Origin of the sequence: Clostridium sp. FS41 (assembly GCF_000954015.1) — a bacterium.
Classification (GTDB): Bacteria; Bacillota; Clostridia; order Lachnospirales; family Lachnospiraceae; genus Enterocloster; species Enterocloster citroniae.
Genome location: NZ_JYHN01000070.1, coordinates 17243 through 41537 on the forward strand (window position 1 = coordinate 17243; position 24295 = coordinate 41537).

Annotated in this window: 20 protein-coding genes; 6 read left to right on the forward strand and 14 right to left on the reverse strand. The window is 47.9% G+C overall.

The features are described 5' to 3' along the window. Position 1: 1 nt before the first annotated feature. The 9 genes from pcrA to CLFS41_RS23925 all read right to left on the reverse strand — a co-directional run bounded on the left by pcrA (position 2) and on the right by CLFS41_RS23925 (position 12239). On the reverse strand, positions 2-2395 hold the full coding sequence (gene pcrA / locus CLFS41_RS23885) for a DNA helicase PcrA (protein WP_045093719.1): 2394 nt from the start codon (positions 2393-2395) through the stop codon (positions 2-4). 124 nt (positions 2396-2519) lie between these two features. After that, on the reverse strand, positions 2520-3530 hold the full coding sequence (locus CLFS41_RS23890) for a diguanylate cyclase (RefSeq protein WP_242856906.1): 1011 nt from the start codon (positions 3528-3530) through the stop codon (positions 2520-2522). 240 nt (positions 3531-3770) lie between these two features. Then, positions 3771-4892 (reverse strand): ABC transporter ATP-binding protein, encoded by a 1122-nt coding sequence (locus CLFS41_RS23895; RefSeq protein WP_045093721.1) that lies wholly within the window; start codon positions 4890-4892, stop codon positions 3771-3773. Positions 4893-4896: 4 nt separating this feature from the next. After that, on the reverse strand, positions 4897-6678 hold the full coding sequence (locus CLFS41_RS23900) for an iron ABC transporter permease (RefSeq protein WP_007860113.1): 1782 nt from the start codon (positions 6676-6678) through the stop codon (positions 4897-4899). Positions 6679-6778: 100 nt separating this feature from the next. Further along, positions 6779-8014, reverse strand: a complete 1236-nt coding sequence (locus tag CLFS41_RS23905; RefSeq protein WP_007860115.1) for an ABC transporter substrate-binding protein — start codon at positions 8012-8014, stop codon at positions 6779-6781. Positions 8015-8103: 89 nt separating this feature from the next. Beyond that, complete coding sequence (locus CLFS41_RS23910; protein ID WP_007860117.1) at positions 8104-8940, reverse strand: MurR/RpiR family transcriptional regulator; 837 nt, start codon at positions 8938-8940, stop codon at positions 8104-8106. Between the two features lie 259 nt (positions 8941-9199). Beyond that, positions 9200-10054, reverse strand: a complete 855-nt coding sequence (locus CLFS41_RS23915) for a class II fructose-bisphosphate aldolase (RefSeq protein WP_045093722.1) — start codon at positions 10052-10054, stop codon at positions 9200-9202. A 62-nt stretch (positions 10055-10116) separates the two neighbouring features. Next, positions 10117-11358, reverse strand: coding sequence for an ADP-dependent glucokinase/phosphofructokinase (locus CLFS41_RS23920; RefSeq protein ID WP_045093744.1), 1242 nt, complete (start codon positions 11356-11358; stop codon positions 10117-10119). A gap of 14 nt (positions 11359-11372) precedes the next feature. Continuing rightward, complete coding sequence (locus tag CLFS41_RS23925; protein ID WP_007860122.1) at positions 11373-12239, reverse strand: ketose-bisphosphate aldolase; 867 nt, start codon at positions 12237-12239, stop codon at positions 11373-11375. 337 nt (positions 12240-12576) lie between these two features. Here CLFS41_RS23925 and CLFS41_RS23930 point away from each other — a divergent pair, with 337 nt between their 5' ends. Beyond that, on the forward strand, positions 12577-13194 hold the full coding sequence (locus CLFS41_RS23930; protein WP_007860124.1) for a DUF1836 domain-containing protein: 618 nt from the start codon (positions 12577-12579) through the stop codon (positions 13192-13194). A 134-nt stretch (positions 13195-13328) separates the two neighbouring features. Here CLFS41_RS23930 and CLFS41_RS23935 read toward each other — a convergent pair whose 3' ends face one another. Both CLFS41_RS23935 and CLFS41_RS23940 read right to left on the reverse strand, forming a co-directional pair. After that, complete coding sequence (locus CLFS41_RS23935) at positions 13329-13649, reverse strand: YerC/YecD family TrpR-related protein (protein WP_007860127.1); 321 nt, start codon at positions 13647-13649, stop codon at positions 13329-13331. 379 nt (positions 13650-14028) lie between these two features. Further along, complete coding sequence (locus CLFS41_RS23940) at positions 14029-14865, reverse strand: MerR family transcriptional regulator (RefSeq protein ID WP_007860128.1); 837 nt, start codon at positions 14863-14865, stop codon at positions 14029-14031. A gap of 302 nt (positions 14866-15167) precedes the next feature. Between CLFS41_RS23940 and CLFS41_RS23945 the strand changes: the two genes are divergently transcribed. Both CLFS41_RS23945 and CLFS41_RS23950 read left to right on the forward strand, forming a co-directional pair. Next, on the forward strand, positions 15168-17099 hold the full coding sequence (locus CLFS41_RS23945) for an NAD(P)/FAD-dependent oxidoreductase (protein WP_045093723.1): 1932 nt from the start codon (positions 15168-15170) through the stop codon (positions 17097-17099). Positions 17100-17173: 74 nt separating this feature from the next. Continuing rightward, a complete protein-coding gene (locus tag CLFS41_RS23950) occupies positions 17174-17602 on the forward strand; it encodes a hypothetical protein (protein WP_045093724.1) in 429 nt (142 codons plus the stop codon). An 80-nt stretch (positions 17603-17682) separates the two neighbouring features. On the opposite strand, the gene CLFS41_RS23955 is transcribed toward CLFS41_RS23950, so the two are convergent. The 3 genes from CLFS41_RS23955 to CLFS41_RS23965 form a co-directional block, all read right to left on the reverse strand. Further along, positions 17683-18498, reverse strand: a complete 816-nt coding sequence (locus tag CLFS41_RS23955; RefSeq protein WP_007860132.1) for a Cof-type HAD-IIB family hydrolase — start codon at positions 18496-18498, stop codon at positions 17683-17685. A 57-nt stretch (positions 18499-18555) separates the two neighbouring features. Then, positions 18556-19266 (reverse strand): hypothetical protein, encoded by a 711-nt coding sequence (locus tag CLFS41_RS23960; RefSeq protein WP_007860134.1) that lies wholly within the window; start codon positions 19264-19266, stop codon positions 18556-18558. 120 nt (positions 19267-19386) lie between these two features. Next, complete coding sequence (locus CLFS41_RS23965) at positions 19387-19974, reverse strand: class I SAM-dependent methyltransferase (protein WP_045093745.1); 588 nt, start codon at positions 19972-19974, stop codon at positions 19387-19389. 331 nt (positions 19975-20305) lie between these two features. Between CLFS41_RS23965 and CLFS41_RS23970 the strand changes: the two genes are divergently transcribed. The 3 genes from CLFS41_RS23970 (at position 20306) to CLFS41_RS23980 (ending at position 24293) form a co-directional block, all read left to right on the forward strand. Next, positions 20306-21391 (forward strand): N-6 DNA methylase, encoded by a 1086-nt coding sequence (locus CLFS41_RS23970; RefSeq protein ID WP_161797507.1) that lies wholly within the window; start codon positions 20306-20308, stop codon positions 21389-21391. Beyond that, positions 21391-23121: a P-loop NTPase fold protein gene (locus CLFS41_RS23975; RefSeq protein WP_007860140.1), complete on the forward strand. Its 1731-nt coding sequence runs from the start codon at positions 21391-21393 to the stop codon at positions 23119-23121. The genes CLFS41_RS23970 and CLFS41_RS23975 overlap by 1 nt, the downstream gene beginning before the upstream one ends. Before the next feature lie 167 nt (positions 23122-23288). Then, a complete protein-coding gene (locus tag CLFS41_RS23980) occupies positions 23289-24293 on the forward strand; it encodes an ABC transporter substrate-binding protein (RefSeq protein ID WP_007860142.1) in 1005 nt (334 codons plus the stop codon). The last annotated feature ends 2 nt before the right edge of the window (positions 24294-24295 follow it).

The window sequence follows — 24295 nt, forward strand, 5'->3', positions numbered from 1 at the left end:
ACTATACCTTCTGAAGCTTTGCAAAGGATGCAAACATTTTCTTCTGTCCCGCGGTATCAAACTCCACAGTCACCTCAAAATCCTTGCCGCCGTCCTTAATGGTTTTGACCGTTCCCGTGCCAAACTTGACATGCTTGACCCGGTCCCCCTCTTTGTAGTCCAGGGACGATGGCTTTTGCACGGTAAATGCTTTTCCAAACGATGGCTGTCTCTGACCGCCCATTCCGCTGCCTGCGCTGCTCCCCAGGCTTCCAAAACCACTTCCTGTGCCGCCAGAGGCGCCCTGGCCGCTTTGACTCCTTGCACTGCCCCTGCCCTCAAACAGGTTCTCTGTCTTGGATGCATACGCATTATAACCCTTGCCAAAGGTGCTGGTGCGTCCCGAAGCCGCGGATTGGTTCCAGGGCAGTCCTGCCTCCTCGGGCATACTGCCGGAGGCGCGGCCGCTGTAGCTACCCAGTACCGGTTCCAGGCGTTCCTCGTCCAGAAGGTCTGCCGGAACTTCCTCCAGAAACCGGCTTGGCTTGCAGTATCTGGTTTCACCGTTGACCATGCGCTGTCTGGCTGAGGTCAGCACCAGCTCCTGTTTGGCCCTGGTAATGCCCACATAGCACAGGCGCCGTTCTTCCTCAATGTCAGTACGGTCATCTGAGTTGATGGACATCATACTGGGGAACAGCCCGTCCTCCAGCCCCACCAGGTACACCTTGGGAAACTCCAGCCCCTTGGCGCTGTGCAGTGTCATCAGGGTCACCCGGTTCTCGGACTCGTCCATGCTGTCAATATCAGCCACCAGCGCCACCTGCTCCAGGAACTCATCCAGGGTGGGGTGTTCGCTGTCCTCCTCATAACTCACTGCCTTATTTACCAGTTCTTCAATGTTTTCAAGACGCGTCTGTGCCTCGATCTCTCCCTCTGCCTCCAGTTCCTGCTGATATCCGGTCTCATCCATGATACCCTCAATCAGATCCTGGATGGTAAAATCATCTGACAGCGCCCGTACGCGAAAGCTCTCCATCTGTCCCATAAATTTTCCAATCTTCTCCGCGGCCTTTCCCAAACCTGGTATCTGACGCGCCTCCTTAAGGGCATCGTACAGGCTCATCCCATGCTCTGATGCAAATGCAGTCACCTTTCCCATGGTGGTTGCCCCGATCCCCCTTTTTGGGACATTGATGATCCTCAGAACTGACAGGTCATCCACACCATTGGCAATGGTCTTAAGATAAGCCAGGATATCCTTGATCTCCCTTCGCTGGTAGAAGTTCACGCCTCCCACCAAACGATAAGGAACATTGTAGAAAATGCACCGCTCCTCCAGAAGACGGGACTGGGCATTGGTCCGATAGAGCACGGCCTGGTCCTGATAGGAATATTCACTGTCCCGGATCTGCCTTGCCACATAATCCGCCTCATCCCTGGCCATGTCGAACTGCTTAAACCGGATCAGGCTGCCTTCATCATTGGCTGTCCACAGAGTTTTATCTTTCCTACCCCTGTTATGGCGGATAACACCATTGGCCGCATTCAGTATATTCTGGGTGGAGCGGTAATTCTCCTCCAGCTTAATAACCTTGGCGCCTGGAAATGCTGACTCAAAACTCAATATATTCTCAATATCCGCTCCCCTGAACCGGTAGATGGACTGGTCGTCATCACCCACCACGCAGAGATTCTTATATTTGGCAGCCAGAAGACTGACCAGCTTAAACTGCGCCATATTGGTATCCTGGTATTCGTCCACCATGATGTATTTAAACCGTTCCTGGTAATAATCCAGCACCTCGCTGCTGTTCTGGAACAGCTCCACTGTCTTTACGATCAGGTCGTCAAAGTCCAGGGCATTGTTCTTCTTCAGCTGTTTCTGATATTCCTTATAAATCTCCCCGATCTTCTTCTGGCGGAAATCCTGACCCGCGTTCAGAAGAAATTCCTCCGGCATGATCAGCTTGTCCTTGGCAGATGAGATGACTCCCAGCACGGCCCGCTCCTTAAACTGCTTTGTATCCACGTCCAGGCTCTTAAACACCTGTTTCATCAGTGTCTTCTGGTCATCGCTGTCATAGATGGAAAAATTGGTTGTGTATCCCAGATATTCAATATGCCTGCGCAGGATCCTCACACAGGTAGAGTGAAAGGTGCTGACCCAGATGCTCTCCGAGCCAAATCCTACCAGCTGGTCCACACGCTCCCGCATCTCTCCTGCCGCCTTATTGGTAAATGTGATGGCCAGGATATTCCATGGATTCACCTGCTTTTCATCGATCAGATAGGCCACCCTGTGGGTCAGCACCCTGGTCTTGCCGGAACCCGCTCCGGCCAGGATCAGCAGCGGCCCATCGGTGTGAAACACAGCCTCCTTTTGCATTGGATTTAATGTATCGTAAATACTCATATTCTATGTACCGCCTTTATTCCTTCATTTATTTGTTCATGGATTTCCACATTGATCTCTACATGGATTTCCACATTTTAATGTCAGGTTTTTAGTATAGCATTCCTGTCCCCATTGTGCAACTTTAATCAGGTGATAAATCCTCTGCCCAGCAAAAGGTATTCTTTCCAAGACTCTTTGCGCAGTATAGTGCCTGGTCCGCTCTTTTGTAAGCGTGCTCAAAGGTCTCTCCCTTCTGACATATGGCGGCAATGCCAACGGAACAGCTCTGCTCCAACTTCATTTGACTGAGGATACGGCTGATTTCCCGGATCAGTCCCCGGGCAGCCTTTTCTCCCAATTCCCTGTCATAAGGCCCGGGCAGAAACATCATGAACTCATCGCCGCCTACCCTTCCCACAATGGCGGAAGGAGGCACATGTTCCGCCATGACTGATGCCGTTTTTTTCAAAAGCTCGTCCCCTTTCAGGTGTCCGTAGGTATCATTTACTTTTTTAAAATCATCCATGTCGATCACAAACAAAAGACCTGTCTCCCGGTCCTGGGACAGCATACGTGTGATGTGGATCTCCGTATATTTTCTGTTGTATAAACCGGTCATAGGATCCAGCTGGATATGCTTTTCCAATATGGCGCTCCGCTTTAATGCCTCCTCGGCCAGATTGGCAAATGTCTTGGGGTAGTATTCTCCCTCCTGCTGATAAATATAAGGTACGGACTGGTGAAGACTGTCAATGACCAGGCCTCCGCCCTTTTCCCTGTGCACGCCGGCCGTTATCCTGGTGTCCATGTCAATGGTAACCCCTTTGTCACCTGCCCCCGCCTCCCGGGCCTTAAACTCCCCGTACACCACGCAGGTATCCTCCGTGATCATCTTGGCCTCATACCAGGCATCCTGCACCACAAACCGGATGCCCCTGGCCTCCTCCTGATCCTTTTCCAGTCCCCTGGCCAGTGCTTCCAGACTGGTGTAAAACTCATGCCTTCCGGTTCCGATCACAAGCACATCCGGCGAAAAATATGCCAGCAGCGCCCCTATGGTCTTTGGGTCCCCGGAAATGTATCCCTCCATCACACGCTGAATCAGTCTGCTTGCTTCCCTGCATATATCATCCCGCATATTTGTTCCTTTCACATTTACACACTTACTCGTCCATATTTACATACTTGCTCTTAACTATCAATATAACATAATCGTGAAATTTCTGCCACTGTTACAATGGTTTCAGCGGATCAGTCCCAATGCAAAAAAGTTTTCCCGATTCTCCCGGTTTCTGAGAGAATCAGAAAAACTTTCATACTGCCAAGCCCAAGAGGGCATCCCCCTGGATTTTTTTTAATAGCAGCTCCAGAATGTGCAGGCGTCTTTACACATCTATCTGCGCGCAATCTTTCCCAGTGATATCAGCTCCCTGGTATCCTTATGGAAAATACATACCCGGGTGCCTGAAATACTCACCTTGATCATTTCCCCCTCAGAAAAATTAATGCTTCCAAACACCACGGAACGCAGGCTGGTTCCCAAACACTCAACGATCACCGTGGTCTCCATCCCGTAGGGAAAGGAGGATATTACCCTGGCCGGTATGTTTCCCTCCTGGCCAATGGCCACGTCTTCCGGCCGTATGCCCACGGTCACATCCCCTCCATACGCCCTGAGTCCTGCCTCATTCTCTGCTTCCACCAGGAAGCGGCTGCCATCTCTTTGCAGTTCCAGTTCCTGGGAGGACGCATCCAGTTGGAAGTCCACGAAGTTCATGGCCGGGTTTCCCACAAAGTCAGCCACAAACATATTGACCGGCTCCGCGTACAGCTTTAAAGGAGGCGCATACTGCTGAAGCACGGCTGTGTTCATCAGGCAGATGGAGGTGGATAAGGCCATTGCCTCCAACTGGTCATGGGTCACATACACAAAGGTGGCATTGGATGTGCTGTGGAGGCGTTTCAGTTCTGTACGCATCTCCAGCCTTAATTTGGCATCCAGATTAGACAGAGGCTCATCCATTAAAAGGATCTGCGGGCTGGTGGCCAGCGTTCTTGCAATAGCCACCCTCTGCTGCTGCCCGCCTGACAACTCGGATGGGTACCTTTCCAGGTAAGGAGTCAGCTGTAAAAGCACACACAGCTCCTCCACCTTGTCCTTTATGTCCTTTTTGCTCCATTTCATATTTTCCAGGCCGAAGGCTATGTTTTTATACACGGTCATATGGGGCCACAACGCATAGTTCTGGAACAGGAAGCCCACGCTTCGTTCATTCGGCGGCACATCGATCCCCTTTTTAGCTGAAAATACCAACTGGTCCCCGATCCAGATCTCACCTTCCGTAGGCGTCTCCAGGCCCGCGATCATACGCAGAGTGGTGGTTTTTCCGCAGCCGGATGGTCCCAGCAGGGAAATGAAACTGTTGGCCGGTATTTCCAGGTCCAGGTGATCCACCGCCACTGATTTTCCGTACCGTTTAGTTATATTTTTAAGTTTTATACTGTTATCTGCCATTTCATCAACCCCCTATACCAGAATCAATGGATGCTCCGGTCAGTTTATTAATAATTGCATTTAGTGATATGACTATGATGACGATCAAAAGCGTGATCGCATTTGCAAACTGCTCATACCCCTTTTGATTGTACATGAACAACAGCGTTGTGAGCAGAACAGAGCCTGGAGTGTATAAAAGCACAAACAGCTCCATTTCCCTTGTACAGCTGATAAATGGCAGGAGATATCCTGACATAATGCTGGTCTTCTGGATGGGAATGAGGATACGGCACATTCTCTTATACCAGGGAATTCCCATGATCATTGCGGATTCTTCAAGGGTGGCGCTGATCTGGAACATGGAATTAAGGCCTGACCTGGAAGCCATGGGCAGGTATTTCACTACACCGATCAGAACCAGCATGGCATAGGTGCCGTACAATGCAGGTATAAATCCTCTCCTGGTGGAGAACATGGACAGGTAAATGGCTGAAAGGGCAATGCTGGGGATCAGATAGGGCAGGAATGTCAGGCTATTGACAGTGGCGGACAGCTTGGTTCCCCATTTTCTGGCAATCCCGTATCCGGCCAGACATCCCACGGTACCGGCTCCAAGGGAGCAGCACAGGGCCAGCAAAAGCGTGTTCTTTAAAGCTTTCCAGAAGGTAGGGTTTCTGAATATGCCGGAAAATCCGATCCCCGCATCCTCCGCGATCCAATAGCGCAGCGTAAAATTAGAAAGGGAATAATCCCCCTTTACCTGCGTAAGGGATTCGGTTGCAAAACTCACAAAGGGCAGCAGGGTTACCGCTACAACAAAAACCACCACCACGGTGCTTACCACTCTGCGTCCTTTCCGCAGTCTGGTCAGTGAAACATTGGAGCTCTTCCCGGAGACCGTTGTGTAGGATTTCCTGGTCCCCAGCATTCTCTGGTTCAGGTACAATATGGAAAAACTCAACACCAGCATCACAACCGCGTACACATAGCCGCGCCCGGGATTGGTGCCGTTGAGGTAACTGTACATCTTTGTGGCCAGGGTATAAAAGTTGACCGGCAGTCCTAAAAACTGGGCTGTGGAAAATACACTGAGGCCTGATGCAAATACCAAAAGTATGGTGGACAGCACGGCCGGCTTTACAAGGGGCAGGGTCACCATGGCAAATATACGGAAACGGGAGGTCTTTAGGATCTGTGCCGCTTCCTCCAGATTGGAATCCATGTTCTTGAGGATCCCGCCGATCAGAATATATGCATAGGGAGCGTAGTGAAGGCCGGTCACCAGAACAATGGGAAAGAATCCGTAGGCGAACCAGTTGGGTGTGGCCAGCCCAGTGACAGCTTCAAAGATTCCAGTGGTGCCTCCAATAAGGCTGTTCTTAAAAAAGTTTGTCCATGCAATTGCCAGTGTCCATCCCGGCATGATATACAGGAACATAAACAGTGTGGAGCAGAGTTTTTTACAATACATATCGGTCCTTATGACCAGCCATGCAAACATTCCGCCCACCGCAATGGCGATCAAGCAGGAAAACACAGCGCACATAAGGGAATTTACAAGGGGAATGACAAAGGTCGAATATACTTCCCCTGACGCGAATGTTTTGTTCCAGTGATATAATGTATATGAGCCTGCCGCTTCATGAACCCTGTTAACTTCTGAGGTATGGACAACCAGCGTATCCTTGAATATGTAGATCAGCGGAACGATCACCAGATATACCAGACAGATAAGCAAAACCAAAAGAATGATGTTATGGGGTCTGCGCAGGAAATTTCCAACTTTTCTAGCTTTTACTTTCAATCAATTCACCTCTATTTTAAAAGAGCTGCCGCATCAATGATTAGGAAATCATAGATGCGACAGCTTTTGAGAACAACGCAGCACCGCAGGCTGCATCCGGTTAACGTAATGTCTCAATAAAATCTTCCACATCTGCACGGTGATTTACCAGGTAATCCGGATCATCCAGTACAATATTCTTCTTTACTTCGTCAAAACTGTAATCCGTGGCATGGACATTGGCCGGATTAGCGGAGAAGCCTCCGTAATAGTCATTGAATGCAGCCCATCCGTTTTCACTCAGCAGCCACTCAGAGAAAAGCTTGGCTGTGTTGGGATGCTGGCAGTTATTAAGAATTATGGAGTAAACCGGGTATGCATAACCTCCCACAGGGTTGCATGCGGAAAGATCATAGCTCAGCTTGATGCCCTTATCTTCCTGGGTACTGAATCTCTGGGTGCTGAAATATCCCACCCATGTGTCGGTCTGGCCCAGGGCTCCCACGGTGGTGGCCGAGGTGGTATCCGAGGTAGTCAGAAGGACGCCGTTCTGGAACATCATCTTAATAAACTCCCATCCTGCGTTGTCCGTTGTTAACGTGATGTCTTTTCCAAAATATTCCTTGTATGCATCTGCCAGCCTTGCCGCATACTCGTCTGATGTAAGCATTGTCAGCATATCGAAGTTTACGCCCTCACTGGAAGGATCCTTCATTGTAAACAGTCCCTTGTATTCCGGATCAGCGATACGCCACAGATTGGTAAGCCATCCTTCTCCAACCAGCTCATCATTATACATAAAGCTCTTGGTGTCATAGTACCAGATCAAGGCAGTACAGTCATCATTGCCCACCAGCTCTCCAACCCGGGAATTGGACCAGTTCATGGCGTATCCGGTGTCTACCAGTTCTGCCATGACCCGGTAGGTATCCTGGGCGCATACAAGATCTGCGCTGACCGCACCGGACTGGCATTCTGAGGTGATCTTCTCGATCATCTCCGTCTCCCCCAGCTGTGTAAACTCCACTTTGATCCCAAACTCTTTTGCAAACCGGTCAGCTGCATCCTGCAGGTATGAATTGGCTCCGTAAAATACCAGGGTCCCCTCGTCCTTGGCCGCTGCAACCAGGTCATCATAACTCATCTCATCTCCCGAGGCGGATGCCTGTCCGGAAGACTCCCCGGTTTTCTGATCCGCCGCCTCACTGCCCGCTGCCTCTGTCTTTGCCGCCTCTGTCTCCTTCTTGCTTTCAGCCGCTGTGGTTGGCGTGGTGCTTCCAGAACCTGTGCATCCGCTTAATGCACCGGCTGCCATGATTCCCGCCAGCGCCACTGCCATCAGTTTGTTTCTTCTCATTGTGTATTCCTCCTCCTTATGGTTCCGATCTTTATTCGGAAACTAACATTACCAGCACACTGTTGCACAGGTATTCCGGCAATGGTGTACTATAGTTTCATATCAGACAGAAATTCCAGCATATCCGTATTCTTCTCCTGTACGACTGCCTGGATTTTCTCATCCTTTGCTAATATATCCATCAAAGCTTCCGCCACGGCCATCTCGCACAGATGACTGTAGTTCCTGTAAAAATCAAACCGTGAAAAATCCCCCTTGGATTCAATCACATAGTCTGCCAGCTCGGCCAGGGACGAATTCTTATATGCGGTAATGGCTATTACCTTAAGATTCCTCTGTTTTGCCAGGGCCACGCCGTCTATCACGCTTTTGGTCGAACCGGACTGTGAGACTGCAAGCACCAGGTCACTGCTGCCGGCCAGATTGATCTGGTTCATGTAATAGTCGGCCACACCGCTGAAGGTGCATTTGATTCCCAGACGCCCAAGCCTGAATCCCATATGTTCAATGATCGGCGTGGTATTGCCGGAGGCGATCAGATGGATCTGGTCGCAGCTTCTCAGCAGGTCCACGCACCCATAGATGATATCCGGGTTAATATTATCCGCGATATTCAGCATGATCTTGGAATATTCCCGGAATACATCCCCCACACTGTTCACCGTATTGTCTGTTTCATGATTCTGATACCTTACCAGCTCCTTGGAAAGGGACATGCGGAAGGGCCAATATCCCTTAAATCCCACATGCTGACACATCCTCACCACGGTTGCTTCACTTACATCACTTGCCAGGGCCAGGTCTTTTACCGTAAAATCAACTACCTTTGCAGTGTTCTTCAGTATATAATCCGCCAGTTTCCTCTCTGTGGGGGAAAGACTTTCATACTGCGCCTGCATGTTTTCAATTGCAGATAGTTCTGTCATAAACAGCCTCCTTTTCTTACAGGTGTACTCTCGGAGTCTCCTGGTACTCAGATTTGCGGGATGATTTTTTGTCAGTTGTGAATAAATTTGTGTGCGGCTGGCGGGAAACCGGCCGCAAAGATGGGTGCCAAGGAGACTCCGGGAGTACACACAATGCTATATCCTGCTCCTGCCATTATACCAGAGCATGTCCTAAAAATCATTCCCATCATACGTACACCCTGCTTTGGGACATATAAGAGTGTATTTAAGACATGCGTTAGAATCTGCACAAGGTTCTCATTCTGTTTTCGACATAAGGCAAAAGCCTGGCATGGATATACTCCGGCATATGGATGATCTTCACAGGATCCATATTTCCTCCATTTTCAGAAACGTACTGTTCCATGGCCTGATAATATTTTCCTAAAAACTCTGTTCCCAGATTAAACTTGCTGATCCCCTTTGAAAATGCCGCCAGCAGCTGGTCATCCGGTATCCCGCTCCCTCCATGGAGCACCAGGGGAACCTTTGTGACCGACCGTATTTCCTCCAGTCTTTTTATATCAAGATGAGGTGTATCTATATATTCGCCATGGGCATTTTCAATGGAAATTGCCAGGGAGTCAACCCCTGTCTCTTTGCAAAACAACTCCGCCGCATCCGGCTTTGTGTACAGATCTTCCTTTGAGTTATCCGCATCAGAGGCCGCGCCCACATGTCCGATCTCTCCTTCCACAGCCGCCCCCAGCTCATGGACCGCCCTCACCACATCCCCGGTTATCTCAATATTCCTCTTAAGTGGATTCACCGACCCGTCCATCATTACGGATCCAAATCCGCAGCGGACCGCGTTCAGAATCGCTTCCTTCGTGTAATCATGATCCAAATGAAGACCAATAGGCACGGAAACCTCTCCGGCCAGCTCCTTTACCATCTCAGCAAAGCTTTTCATACCCGTTGTTTTTTGTATTGACACATGCTCCGGATACAGCATGACAATGGCCGGGGTATTAGCTGCCTGGGCCGCGTATACAACCGCTCTCGCCATGTTATAGTCCTGACAGATAAATGCGATCACCGCCGTGTTGCATTCCCTGGCTGTCTGTAAAATATTGGTTACCTTCTCATACATCTCTGCTTCCTTTCTTAACCTTATTTGCTGCGGACCAGATCCTATTTCCTGTTGGCCCAATCTTATTTCCTGTTGGCCAGCGCCGGCAAGAGACCCCCTGCAAAAAAATCTCCCAGGCCAACCGTGGTGGGCCTTTTTGCAAACTCCAGATCCCTGCAGGGGATGCAGCAAACCATGGGATCCTCCTCCATTACCTGTTTGCTGAATTCCCTTCCTCTTTCATTCACATTCCAGGTGCGGATATTCCTGTACTCATCGATTCCAAACTCATCTCCGTACACATATCTTGCAGATGCAAGCATGATCCCGCCTTCCAGGGCCTCCTTAAGGTCATGGGACCCTGTTCCGTATGCAAGGGCCCATGCATGGGTGTGTATAATAAGAAGGGGAACCTTCAGGGACCGGTAAACACAGCTGACCCCATCCAAAACCTGGTCCGGGTCAAGGATCTGTATCCTTTTGCCCACAAAGTCCTGCAGCTCGTCCTCATTCATGCTGATCACATCCAGCACCGGCGCCAGTTTTCTATGCACCATCCGCCGAAACTCCCCATTGACATAGCATCCGTCCTCCATGATCACAAACGTCCTGTCCCTGATACCGGCCAGAAGATTAAATACCGTGTCCAGCCTCTTTGTCAGTATGGATGCATCCAGCACCTCGCTGAAGCATGAGAGGAGAAACACATCCGCATCTCCTGCCTGATTCCCAAAGTCCTCAGCTATCACCATGTTCATGCTGTCCGGATCCCGTGAGATCAGGATCCTGTTGTGGCATGAGGTAGTAAAATCAATGTCATTGACCTGGATATGTACGCCGGAAGGATACTGAAGGATAATGTGCGGATAAACCTCATCATGGTCCGGCCCCGTTCCTGAATAACATGTAATGCCGGCCGGAAGGAGATCTTCCATATATTGATTAAAACAGCACATTCCCAAAGTGCTCTCATATCCTATCTTCCCTATGGCGATCGCCGCCCTGGCAGCGGTCCCTCCAATGGTGATCTTATAAGAGAAGTTTTTTGCAAACTCCCTGCACAGCCCGCAGTCTTCGGGAATGATCTCACATCCTGTGCCCTGCCTCATGCAGGAAAGGATCTCAATCATTAGACCCTTCATGGACTCTATCCGTTCTGTGTCCCCTGTCTGCCTCACGCCATTCAGCCCCACGCTATCCAGTTCCCCGGCATGGACCTCACATTCTTCCATCAGATGCTCCATGGAGGAAAGATTCCATTCCAGTTCATAATCCACACACGCGTGAAACCCCAATGCTATTTTTTGCTTTTTATTTCCATCCATATGTCTGCTGCAGGTCATCGATATAAGGATGCCTTCCCTGCGGAGTGGAACAGTTCGATCTTCTGACCCGCCACCTTCCTCAAAGCCTCAATACAGGGAGGATATATGGCATTTGGTTCCCTTAATGACCGGTCAGCCAGGACTTCCCTGCATTTCTCGTAGAAGGGAGCTTTGATATCACTTGAAATATTGACCTTATTGATTCCGTGGCACACGGCTGCCTCGATCTCGCTGTCCGGGTTGGATGAACCTCCGTGAAGCACCAGCGGCACATCGGCCACTTTCTTGATCTCATCCAGGATATCGATTCTGAGTTTGGGTTCAAATCCCTTTGGATACAGCCCATGGCTGGTTCCGATGGCAATCGCCAATGCGTCAATTCCTGTTTCCTTTATAAACCGCTCCGCGTCCTCCGGATCCGTGTAGCGGATCTCGTTGGTTCCTGTCTCAATGGAATCCGTATTGCCGATGGTTCCCAGTTCCCCCTCAACCGATACGTAATCCGCTGATGCATGGGCTGTCTCGCATACCTTTTTGCAAAGTGCGATATTTTCCTCAAAGGGCAGCAGCGATGCATCGATCATAACAGAGGTAAAGCCCAAACTAATAGCCTTTACGCAGTCCTCGTAGGAGCCGCCGTGATCCAGATGAATGCACACAGGAACCGGGGCATGATTCGCTTCATCGATCACTGCTTTGATAAAAGAATTCTGTACAAATGATAATTCATCCGGATGAATGGCCACAATAACCGGTGAATCCTGGGCAACGGATTCCTGGATCACCCCGGTAAGAATCATGTTGCTGGATGTGTTAAAGGCCGGTACTGCAAAATTGTTCTCTTTCGCGACTGCCAAAATGTCTTTCATGTTTACAAGCATCTCTTCTATCCTCCTGATTGTCTCTGACCCTAAGCCATAAATTGTTTTCTTAGCTATATTATATTGCTATGAAATAAAATGTCAATATGTTTTTGTAATGAAATTTCTTTTCAGTCAATATATTGAAATTTTTCATTCAAATTTATGCACAACTACGAAGCACAAGCCCCCTCCGTCAATTATGACCAATGAAACAGCCCGCAGCAAACCAGGCCTCGGTTAAACTCCGTTAAAATAACGGTTGGTAAAATAAAGGACATTTGCCCCTTGTCATCTAGTATTGAATACTATATAATAGATATAGCAATGTGATTTTAAAGACAGAGGTGACTGACAGATGAAGACAAATGAAGAACGCGTTCGGGATCTGCTGGCCTATCTGGGAGGCCTGTCCCATGTTAAGCCGGAAGATATACCTGACATTGATTTATATATGGACCAGGTTACTACCTTTATGGAAAGCCATTTAAAAGACATGCGGCGGCACCCTGAGGACAAGGTCCTGACCAAGACCATGATCAACAACTATGCCAAGAACAACCTGCTCCCTCCGCCCGTTAAGAAGAAGTATTCCAAGGACCACATGCTCATGCTGATATTTATCTATTATTTCAAGAGCCTGCTATCCTTTCATGATATTGAGGAACTGTTCCGCCCCATCACATCCAGACACTTTTCAGGCAAGGATTCGCCCCTGTCCCTGGAGGATATTTATACCGAGGTATTTACCCTGGAAAAGGGTGAGATGGGCAACCTGATGAAGGATGTCACCGCCAAGTTCGCCCGTTCCCGCAAGACCTTCCAGGACGTGCCGGTGGATGAGGAGGATAAGAATTATCTGCAGCTTTTTTCATTCATATGTGAGTTGTCCTTTGATGTCTATCTGAAGACGCAGATGATCGAGATGATCGCAGACCAGCTGCGGGAGGAGAACCCGCCGCAGCGTAAGAAATAAGACGCAAATTAATGATAGAATCAATTTAACGATAGATTCAGATCAATAAAAGAAGAACGGATATTCCAGCCTCTCATCCGGCGGATTATCCGTTCTTTTCATGCTCTAAAGGTTTCGTGTTTTAATACATCTGCCTATTCTTTATTCTCCGGCTCCCCTGTTCCACAGTCCACCTGGAGCCTGGAAAATACCATGTCATATCCATCGCTTCCATAATTCAGGGACCGGTTCACCCTGCTGATGGTTGCTGTGGATGCTCCTGTCTTGTCCGCAATCTCCAAGTACGTTTTGCCCTCTCTCAGCATCTTGGCAACCTCATAGCGCTGTGACAGTGACAGCAGCTCATTGATCGTACATACGTCCTCGAAGAATTTATAACACTCCTCCGGACTTTTAAGCGTAAGTATGGCATCAAATAAATGGTCCACTGCATCCGTTTTAATCTTTTTGTTCATGTCCTGGTTCTCTCTCCTTATGTTTCATACGGTCTGGGGTATGTTTGAACATTACCTTTTGTCATCTGTGCGCCCCGCTTAATGGGAGATCTGGCCCAAATGAACGCGGCGCAGGGAGCTGCGTCAAATGAGCTTGGGCCAAATATACCGCGAAGCGGGACATACAGATGACGGAAATGAATTTCAAACACTCCCGCTCCCCCGGGCCGCATGTGTTTTTAGAATAATTGCCCCTCATAAAAAGGCACAGGCCATATAAGCCTCATACTTATTCATTTTAGCATATTAAAGTTTGAAAGTCCATATGTGACATCACTTTTTCAATGTGAAGTTTTAGAGTGTGCTCAGGGGTGCTTAGGGCAGGATCGTGGCACTGCCGCTATTCCATTTTTTCCGCCGGGACCCACACCTCAAAATACCTGGTAAACACCCCATCCTCATGTATACGCATCAACAGCCGCCCGATCAGTGATTCCGTGATCTCATACCCCATATCCCATATTGGCAGCAGCACCTGCTCATAAAGACATTTGGTAAATGTATTCCTCCCATAAGCTTTAAACACCGTATACAGGCACTGCCTGGAAGGACAATATTCAACATGTTCCTCCATGGACAAGGCAAGGTCCCTCACTCTGTCCGTGGGTACGGAAAACCCCCAGATATACTCGATCCCTTCCTTTTTTCCAGGATCAAGTCCATATCCTGGGATTTGAAAGGTAGCCCTTGCAATGGGCATACTGTCCAGCCACTGTGTAATATCCGGCAGCCCGCCTTCGCCTTTGGCCATGGATGTGAAGTCATTGTTCCGGCGGTATGGATCAAAAAAGATCCTGGGGCTTTTGTCCGCCTTAAATTTGCCCAAATGGTCCTTATGCCTGTTGATCCGGTCCTTCTCACTGTGCAGTTCATCCAAGATATCCTGATAATGCTGGATCAGGTTCAAAAGTTTTCTCTCCTGGTCTGCAAATCTGGCATTCATTTTCTGGAAATCATCCCGGTTGATCATCTCCTCTATTTCTGCATTTGAGAACTCAAAGGAGCGCAGATAACGGCTGTCCAACAGAAAATTCACGTCCCATGCATCATAATATCTGTAATTGCTTTTACTGTCCTTGCTGGGAGTTACAAACCCACACTCCTCAAAATAATGCAGAGTCTGTATAGGTATCCCCAATAATTTAGAGATCGTGCCGATCTTGTACTTTTCTTCCATTGTCTTCCTCTTTCCCCAAAACAAAATCCCGGAGGCATAATAAAACCTGATACCCACCATAGGGTTTTCAGTCATGGATCTTTATAAGTTAGACTTAGTATACAATAGAACTCATATTTTGTTAAGAAAATCACATTGTTTTTTGTTGGATTTTCCCCATAAGATTGGGATTGACTTAACAGAAACCATAAGGTTTATACTCCTTTCAACCAATGTGCAGGCTCGGAGTCTCCCCGGCGCCCCCGCAAATCTGAGTGCCGGGAGACTCCGGGAGTACACCAATTAAACCAGGAGGATTCCATATGAAAGCAGAACGTATTTTTACACCCTATCACATAGGAAACTGTGAAATTCCTAACCGTCTCGTAGTCCCGGCCATGGTCGCCAACATGTGCCCTGACGGAAATGCCACCGAACAGTATATTCGCTATCATGAAGAAAAAGCAAAGGGCGGCTGGGGATTGATCATCACTGAGGATTACAGGATCAATGAACATGCAGCCGGCTATCCGGCTGTGGCCGGTCTGTGGAAGGAGGAGCAGATACCAAGCCACCAAAAGCTGACCGATGCCATCCATCGTCATGGTTCAAAGATCTTCTGTCAGATATATCATGCCGGACGCCAGGCAAACCGCCATGTCAACGGCGGGATACAGCCCGTGTCATGTTCTCCTGTTCCCTGTCCCTGGAACAAAGAGATCCCCCGTGAACTGACAACGGAGGATATCCGGCAGCTGGTGAAGGACTTTGGAACAACCGCCCTAAATGCCAGGAAGGCCGGTTTTGACGGAGTGGAGATCCACGCAGCCCACGGGTATCTGATCCATGAATTCCTGTCTCCTAACTGCAACCACAGGATTGATGAATACGGCGGGACCTATGACAACCGGATGCGTTTCCTCCGCGAAGTTTTCAGCGAAATCAGAACACAGGCAGGTCCTGATTATCCGGTGATCATCCGATTCTCCGCCCAGGAAAATTCCGAAGGCGGGCGGGGCATGAGCGAAAGCCGCCAAATGCTGCGGGATATGGAGGAAATGGGGGCTGATGCCATCCACCTGTCCAATGGCATGTACGGCGTCCGCTCCTCTCTTGGAATAGTGGCCTCCTTTTTCCAGCATCACGGCTGGAACGCTGATTTTGCCGCTGAGGCAAAGAGCTTTCTCCATATTCCTGTCATCACCGTAGGGCGCATTTCAGATCCATGTATGGCGGAGGATATCATTGTCTCAGGCAAGGCGGATTTTGTTGCCATGGGACGCGCTTCCCTGGCAGACCCCCATTGGCCAAAAAAGGCCAGGAGTGGATGCAATAATGAGATCCGTCAATGTATCGGATGCCTCCAGGGGTGCACGGCTTCCACCTACCAGGGCGTGCCGATCTACTGTATGGTCAACCCGGAATTGGGCCATGAGTTTGAACTGGATTACTCCCAAACGCCCTCTGCCAAAAAAATATTCATTGTAGGCGCGGGAATCGCGGGAATGGAAGCAGCCAGGGGAGCCGCACTCAAAGGGCACCAGGTTGAGCTGTTTGAAAAGAACAGCACCGTGGGAGGACAGCTTATTTCCGCCGCCTATCCCCCTTACAAAGGAGAATTTGCCACCTATACGGCATGGCTGTACCGGGAAATCAAAAAGCATGACAATATCCACCTGCACCTTAACACAGAGCTGACCGCCCACATGGTAAGGTCCGCAAAGCCGGATAAGGTCATTCTGGCAACAGGCGCAAAGCCCATCATCCCCCAGGTTCCTGGAATCCACAATAAAAATGTGGTCCTGGCAGAGGACGTTCTTTTGGGAAAATCTGACACCGGCATGAATGTCCTGGTGGCAGGAGGAGGAATGGTGGGCTCTGAGACAGCTGCTTATCTGGGAATGCAGTGCAAATCAAAGGTTACCGTCATTGAGATGAGGGATGAGATTGCCCTTGACATGGAGGCAGGCATCCGCGATGACCTGAAGGACTGTCTGAGACGCTGTTACGTTGATATCCTGACCGGGACCAGCCTGGCAGGCGTCACAGAAGAAGGCGCGCTGGTCAAACAGGGCCATACCGTCACGCTGTTGCCCTGCGATACCATTGTGCTGGCCATCGGAACCCGGGCATTCTGTCCGCTTAAAGATGAACTGGAGGGTATCTGCGAAACAGTGACGGTGGGCGATGCCGTAAAAGCCCGGCAGGCGATCCAGGCTTCCAGTGAAGGTTTTTATGCCGGATATCATGGGTAATGCCCGGTCAATAGATTCAAATCCATACAGGCGTTTACAGTCCATATATAAAACAAAAAATGAGGAAAATACATATGATAGGAAAACAACATTTTGGCCGGATCATCAATTTTTCAATCAACATAGCCCTGGGACTGGTTTTGACCTATGTGGGCTTATCCATAGCCGGCGCCATAACCTCCCTGGCATTTATACAGAGTTTTGTGGTCAGTATGGCCGTGGGGTATACAATCTGTGATCTGATCCCGGCTCCTGCATGGGGGCAGATGTTTACAGAGCGGATCGGAATTAAAAACAGGCTGGGATGCCATCTGGTATCCACAGCCATCGGAGGTCTTGTACTGATCACCTGTATTAGTTTTTTCTGCCAGTTTGTGGCAGTTGGCGGCGCCATACTGGCGGTATGGCCCCATGCCCTGCCGTATCTTCTGATGTCCGGTTATATGGTGCTCATTATTTTCATGCCGGTATGCGAACGGATTGCCGGTATCCTGACTCATTGATCCTTATTTAGATTTGCATCACTGCTGCATGGCAGCATGGCATTACATCGCATTGCATGGCATTGCATTATATATCATTCTCATGCACGTCCCAGCATAAACTTCTCCACAACCAGGCCCACCCCGTCCTGGTTGTTGGAGGCAGTGATGTAATCTGCAGCGTTGCGCACAGGCAGAACAGCATTTTCCATGGCCACCCCCAAGCCCGCGTACTTTATCATGGTCAGGTCATTATAACCGTCACCGCAGGCAATCATCTGCTCACGCTCCAGTCCAAGGATGTGTAACAGACGCTCCAGGGACTGGGCCTTGTCAATTCCCTTTGGCATTACCTCCAGAAAATACTCCTCGGAACGGTACACGCTGAAGTCACGCCCCATGGCTGCTTTTACCCGGGGTTCCACGGTCACCAGGTAATCCCCGTCATCCAGCATCAGGAACTTGGGAACCTGGAAATCCACATAGGATTTCATGTCCTCTACCTGACGCAGGGGAAGGTGGTTGATGTTGGATTCCACCACAGCGTAAGGGCATTCCTTGTTATTGGTAATGATATCCCCGCCTTGATAGGTCAGGATATCCACCCGGTACTCCTCCGCCAGGCCAATGATCTTTTGGTTGGACTCAAGGGGAAGGAGGGATGTGAATACCGCCTCCCCTGTTTTGCAGTTGGTGATCATTCCTCCGTTATAGGACAGGATATAGCTTCCAAAGCGGTCCATCTCAAGTTCTTTAGCCAAAGGCTCCACTCCGGGCGTGGGACGGCCCGAAGCCAGAACCACGATGTTTCCGGCTTCCTGGGCTTCCATCAGGGCTTTTTTTGTTCTCGGGGTGATGATCTTATCCCGGTTGGTCAAGGTGCCGTCCAGGTCCAGTACGATGATTTTGTAGTTCATTCTATTTTTTCTCCTCGTTTGTGTGTTTATCGTGGTTGATTAAAACATTGGCAGTGATCATTGAATCAGTTTAATGATGGTATCCGCAATTCTCACAGCGCCTCCTGCATTTTTAAAAAAGCCGAATACAGTATTGAACTTTGACATTAGGGCAAGTACATTCTTCATGACCGTTTTATCAGTTTCTGTCTTACACTCATTGGTCATCAGGCATAAGGTACCTATTGTCCTGGTTACACTATCCTTCACTTCCTCCATGCCAAACAAATTATACTTTAGGATAGATTCATATACACTGTTTAAATGCACCAGTATGATATCTTTTAATTCTTCATTGATTTCTGCTTCTTTTATATCATTTCTCAGGGAATTAATCTCTTCAATAAAATTATCCAACGCTTCCTGTTCCACCTTTGGTACAGAACAGTTGTCTATGAGGAAATCATCGCAGGCCTCAATCCTGCCCGTCATGTCGTCTTTGATAATACTCTCAAGATCAATATTAAATGAACCTTTTTTCATATAAGAATGGATCATTGCTTCTTTTAGATCATTAACTGAATCCAACTTTTTCTGCCTAGTATTCCTATTTACGGTTTGTATCTGCTTTATACTCAAGTCACATAGTTTCAAAAAATCAATTAGAAAAGCAATATAATCCTCATCTTTTTCAAGTTTAAATATTTCTTTGCATGTCCCCTTTTTTATACTGCGTAAAATATATAACAAGCTCCCCGTAGGAAAACCAGATTCATTTTTTATATCCATGCAACTCCCTCCTTCGCATCACGTTTCATGACCCACATAAGTTTAAGAATTCTTTTTTTCATACCTTTTCCGGTAGTGGTCCATTGTTCTGTATTCGATCACATCCCCCATCTGCCTTTTTTATCTTTTCCTCAAAATCATGTTCAGCCATTGTTCCTCATCTCTCCCAGGACGCACATCAGATGTTACCCACATTTCTAAAGTTGGAAATCCATGGACAGCCTTTAATAGCCCTTCCATTTTCTCCTCTGTCATGTCCGTAAAATACCTACCGTTCCGTTCCCCTTCCCCTGTCCCATATTTAAAGGAGGTATAGAGGACTCCGCAGGGCACCAGCGCACGGTGCATTTTCCCGAACACGTCCGCCAGTTCATCAAAGGTCAGGTGCAGAATAGAGGAACAGGCCCAGATCCCCTCATATGCCTCCCTTTCATCCAGATCCTGAAAAAACATCTGTCTGACGTTTGTGCCGGTATATTCAGATGCGATCTTTACCAGCTCCACAGAGCCGTCCACAGCATCCGCCATATATCCTCTGCTGATAAAATACTTTGTGTCCCTTCCTGATCCGCATCCGAAATCCAGGATTCTGGCCCCCGGTTTCAGATAGCCGAGAAACCGGTCCTGTATCTGCGTAAATTCAACATCCCTTGTACTGTCAAAGAACTCTCTGGCATGCTGGTTGTAGTACTGTAATGAATCTCCCATGTTGACCGCACCTTTCTTATGATCTATGGACCATTTTATCATTTTTTAATTGGGCCTGCAATTATAATGTAGAGGTCATGTAGATTAATCCCTCGTTGATTTTGGGTAATGGATGACTTATAATAAAATTAATCATGCCCTATTGATCGCAGGAGGATAATCGCATACAACTATGTCCGAAAAAGAAAAAACAGTTCTATCTATTATTTCGTTAATGGAGCATGCGCTTGAGCTCCGGGATTACACGGTTCCAGATCCGGCCTGGGGGGCTGGCTGTCTTCTATTCACCCTTTCCAGCCTTTTAAGAGAGGAACAGAAAGCTAACATAAAAATGATGGGGTTTCACACCGGTCCTGATATTTGCTGCTCTGTTTCAGATGATCATGATCCAAACCAGTTTGATCTCATTCTGGCAAACCCGCCTTTTGCCTATGAAGGAGGAATTGGAAGACTGGAGTCAAAGATGCTGATCCGCGCCATGGATACCCTGGCGGATAACGGCCGTGCCAGCGTCATCATGCCCTACGGTTTTTTAAGCAGACAAACGGATCATCTTATCAGAGAACGTTTATATAAAAATTTTGAGATACTGTCTATGGTTTTGCTTCCGTTAGGTCTGTTTAAGGCAAGGGTCAACACATGTATCCTTACCTTTAAAAAAAGTGATCCTGTCAATCAATACATTGAAATAAACGATTTCAGGAACTGCCGGGATATCAACCTGTACCACGGTCATTTTTCCCGCCTCTTCCATCACCCGGATGCCGTGTCCGTCCACTTGTCCAGGGAGCAGATTACAGAACCTGATTACTTTTTTGCACCGGAAAAATATGGACTTTCATCAAATAAAGACCATACTCATGACCAGAAAAGCGGTTACGAACAATTATCCCTGTTTCCGGATAAAGATCTGGAAAACAGCATCATTGCCTCTGATCTGTTCCGGCAAATGTTTGTGGATAAAGGTTTTCCCTCCATCAGAGGGGAGGAGCTGTTTAAATTGCGCTCCGGAACAAAGATTGTTTCATCGGATCATGAGGGACCGTATCCGGTCATAGGTGCCAATGGGAGCTATTCATCCACCGATCAATGCAATGTCCATGGACCCATTCCCACCATTATTATCAATCGGGTGGGCGAACACTGCGGACAGGCATCCATCCTTGATAAGCCCGGCTTTATAACAGGCAACGCAATTTACATATCCTTATATTATAAGGAAACCGACCTGCAATACCTTTGTTATCTTCTGAACTTTATGAACTTGAATCAATACAAGACAGGTTCCGGCAAACCATATATTACACAGCGCGACATTTATGAGAAGGGATATCTGTTTCCTCCTCTGGATCTGCAAAAAGAATTTTCCAACAAAATCAGGAATCTGATCTCTCTCAATACAGGAGGAGCTTACTAATGGCAAAAGGCAACCGTGATCTACCAATTGATACCATGGAATCTGATCTATTCGACCTGGACCGCTATTACACCGGGTTGGCTGATTTTATCAAAAAGTGCGAGACCCCGTTGACCATTGCATTGCAGGGAGACTGGGGATCCGGCAAAACCTCAATGATGAACATGATCATGGGGAAATTAACCGAGCCCAATTTAAAGTGCCTGTATTTTAATACCTGGCATTACGCCCAGTTTTCTTCCGAGGACGATCTGTCCATTGCATTTCTCAGTGAACTTACCACCGAAGTGCTGAAGTCGGTTTCTGCCCCGGAAAAAATAGTAAACACTTTTTCATCCATGATGAAAAATATATTTAAAAAGACAAAGATCAACGCCAGCTATTCCCTCCTGAATTGTTCTGTTCAGATGGAAACTGATTTTGAGGAGTTATTTAATCTGAACAGCAGTTTTTATCAGGATATCAAAAAGTTCACAAAGGAATTTGAGATAGCGATCCATTCCTTTGTGAAAAAGGCTCCTCGCCGAATCGTTATTTTTATCGATGATCTGGACAGGCTGAATCCGGAGCGTGCAGTGGAATTGCTGGAAATAATCAAGATATTTCTGGATGTGCCGGGATGTATCTTTGTTTTGGCCATTGATTACGAGGTGGTTACCCTGGGCGTTTCCAAGAAGTACGGCGAGGGCCTGATGTATCAAAAGGGTAAAAGCTTTTTTGATAAAATGATCCAGGTTCCCTTCCGTATCCCGGTTGCATTTTATAAAATGGACAAACTTCTGATGACTTCATTTGAGCGCATGGAAATCGATTTGAATGAGGATTCACAGATCATCAGTGATATTATTAAAAATAGTGTGGGCGCCAACCCACGAACAGTCAAACGGCTGTTAAATACCTTTGAACTGATCAGGGACATTTTAAAGGTAAGCCAGGATGATCACAAAACAAATGTATTGCTTTTGGCAATTTTGTGTATTCAGCTCTGTGATGACAGGCTGTATCAATATTTGACCAGCACAAGGGAATGGACGGATGTTGACAGTAACACGGTATTTTCTTTTAAAAAGGATTCCGATCCCTTATTTCCGAATTACTCAGATTTTCTTGCTGATAAGCTGTCGCTGTGGAACGAGAAGGCGGGTTCTTATAATTATAAGCAGACCCATAACCTGCTGTCTCTGTTAAATGAGTATATTCACTCGGATACAAGGGATATGGGTCTGGATGATGACTCAGATGATTTTGAAATATTTATAAACTTATTAGACCAGTCGCAAATGACTGCTTCCAATGCGGTAAACAGCACACAGCATGACAAAGAACTGCTCACGGATAATCTGGACCTTAAAAAGCTTGTTATTGAGGGATTTTCCATTGGTGATGGCGGGATAATTCCTGCAGCCAGTTTTACAGAAGCTTTTTGCAAAATTCTGGAAACGACTGTAAATCCTTCCGATTTTATAAAGCTGGTAAATGACCGGTCAAAAACCGCCCAGTATGGTTTGCCGGACCGGATATTTTATCGATTGGACAGGGATAAAGATAACGATGACTATTCTGATTTGGGATATAAAAAATCTACCATTAAGCGCATCCATGGTCAGGATATCATCCTGCATTACGGGCGTGAAGATTTAAAAAACTATCTGCTGAAATTCCTGAGGGCATTTCATGTAGATAACAGGATCTATCTGTATGTCAAATCAAATACAAATGAGCCAATTTAACGGATATGTGCTCTGATCTATTCTAAAAAGCGAGGCACCAACCAGAGAGCAGCGGGTTTGGATGCCTCTTTTTTTGGTATTTTCCCTCTGCAGCCTTCCATTTTTATTCACCGGTCCATGTCCCCTCTAATAAACTATATTATAAGTGAATACACAAGGAGTCTGTTATGAAAAAAATATTATGCACATTACTGGCAGGAGCCATGGCAGCCGCTGCCCTTACCGGCTGTGCAAAGGCCCCGGGCACGGCTTCCTCCGGCAATACGCCGCTGGTACTCAATGAGGTAGCCCACTCCATCTTCTATGCCCCCCAGTACGCAGCCATCGAGCTGGGTTACTTTGAGGACGAGGGCATTGACCTGACCCTGGTCAACGGCGCGGGCGCCGACAAGGTAATGACCGCACTCATCTCCGGGGATGCCCAGATCGGGTTCATGGGCTCAGAGGCCAGCATCTATGTATATCAGGAAGGTTCCCAGGACTACGCTGTAAACTTCGCACAGCTGACCCAGCGGGCCGGCAACTTCCTGGTGGGCCGCCAGCCTGAGGATAATTTTAAATGGGAGAACCTGAAGGGCAAAAAGGTCCTGGGAGGACGTGCCGGCGGCATGCCGCAGATGGTATTTGAGTACATCCTGAAAAAACACGGACTGGACCCCAAGACAGACCTGGAGATTGACCAGAGCATTAACTTTGGTCTGACGGCAGCTGCATTTACATCCAATGACGCTGATTACACGGTGGAGTTTGAGCCATTCGCCACCACACTGGAGAGCGAGGGAAGCGGAACCGTTGTAGCATCCCTGGGAACAGAATCAGGTTATGTTCCCTATACTGCCTACTGTACAAAGAAAAGCTATATGGAAAAAAATCCTGAGCTGATCCAGAAATTTACAAACGCCATCCAAAAAGGCATGGACTATGTAAACTCCCACTCTGCCGAGGAGATTGCAAAGACCATTGCCCCTCAGTTCAAGGAAACTCCGGTGGACAAAATCGCTACCATCGTAGGACGCTACAAGGACCAGGACACTTGGAAGGACGACACCATATTTGAAAAGGAAAGCTTTGAACTTCTGGAAAATATACTGGAGGAAGCCGGCGAGCTGTCAGAGCGGGTTCCTTATGAGAAACTTGTGACCACGCAGTTCTCTGAGGCTGCTGCAAAATAATG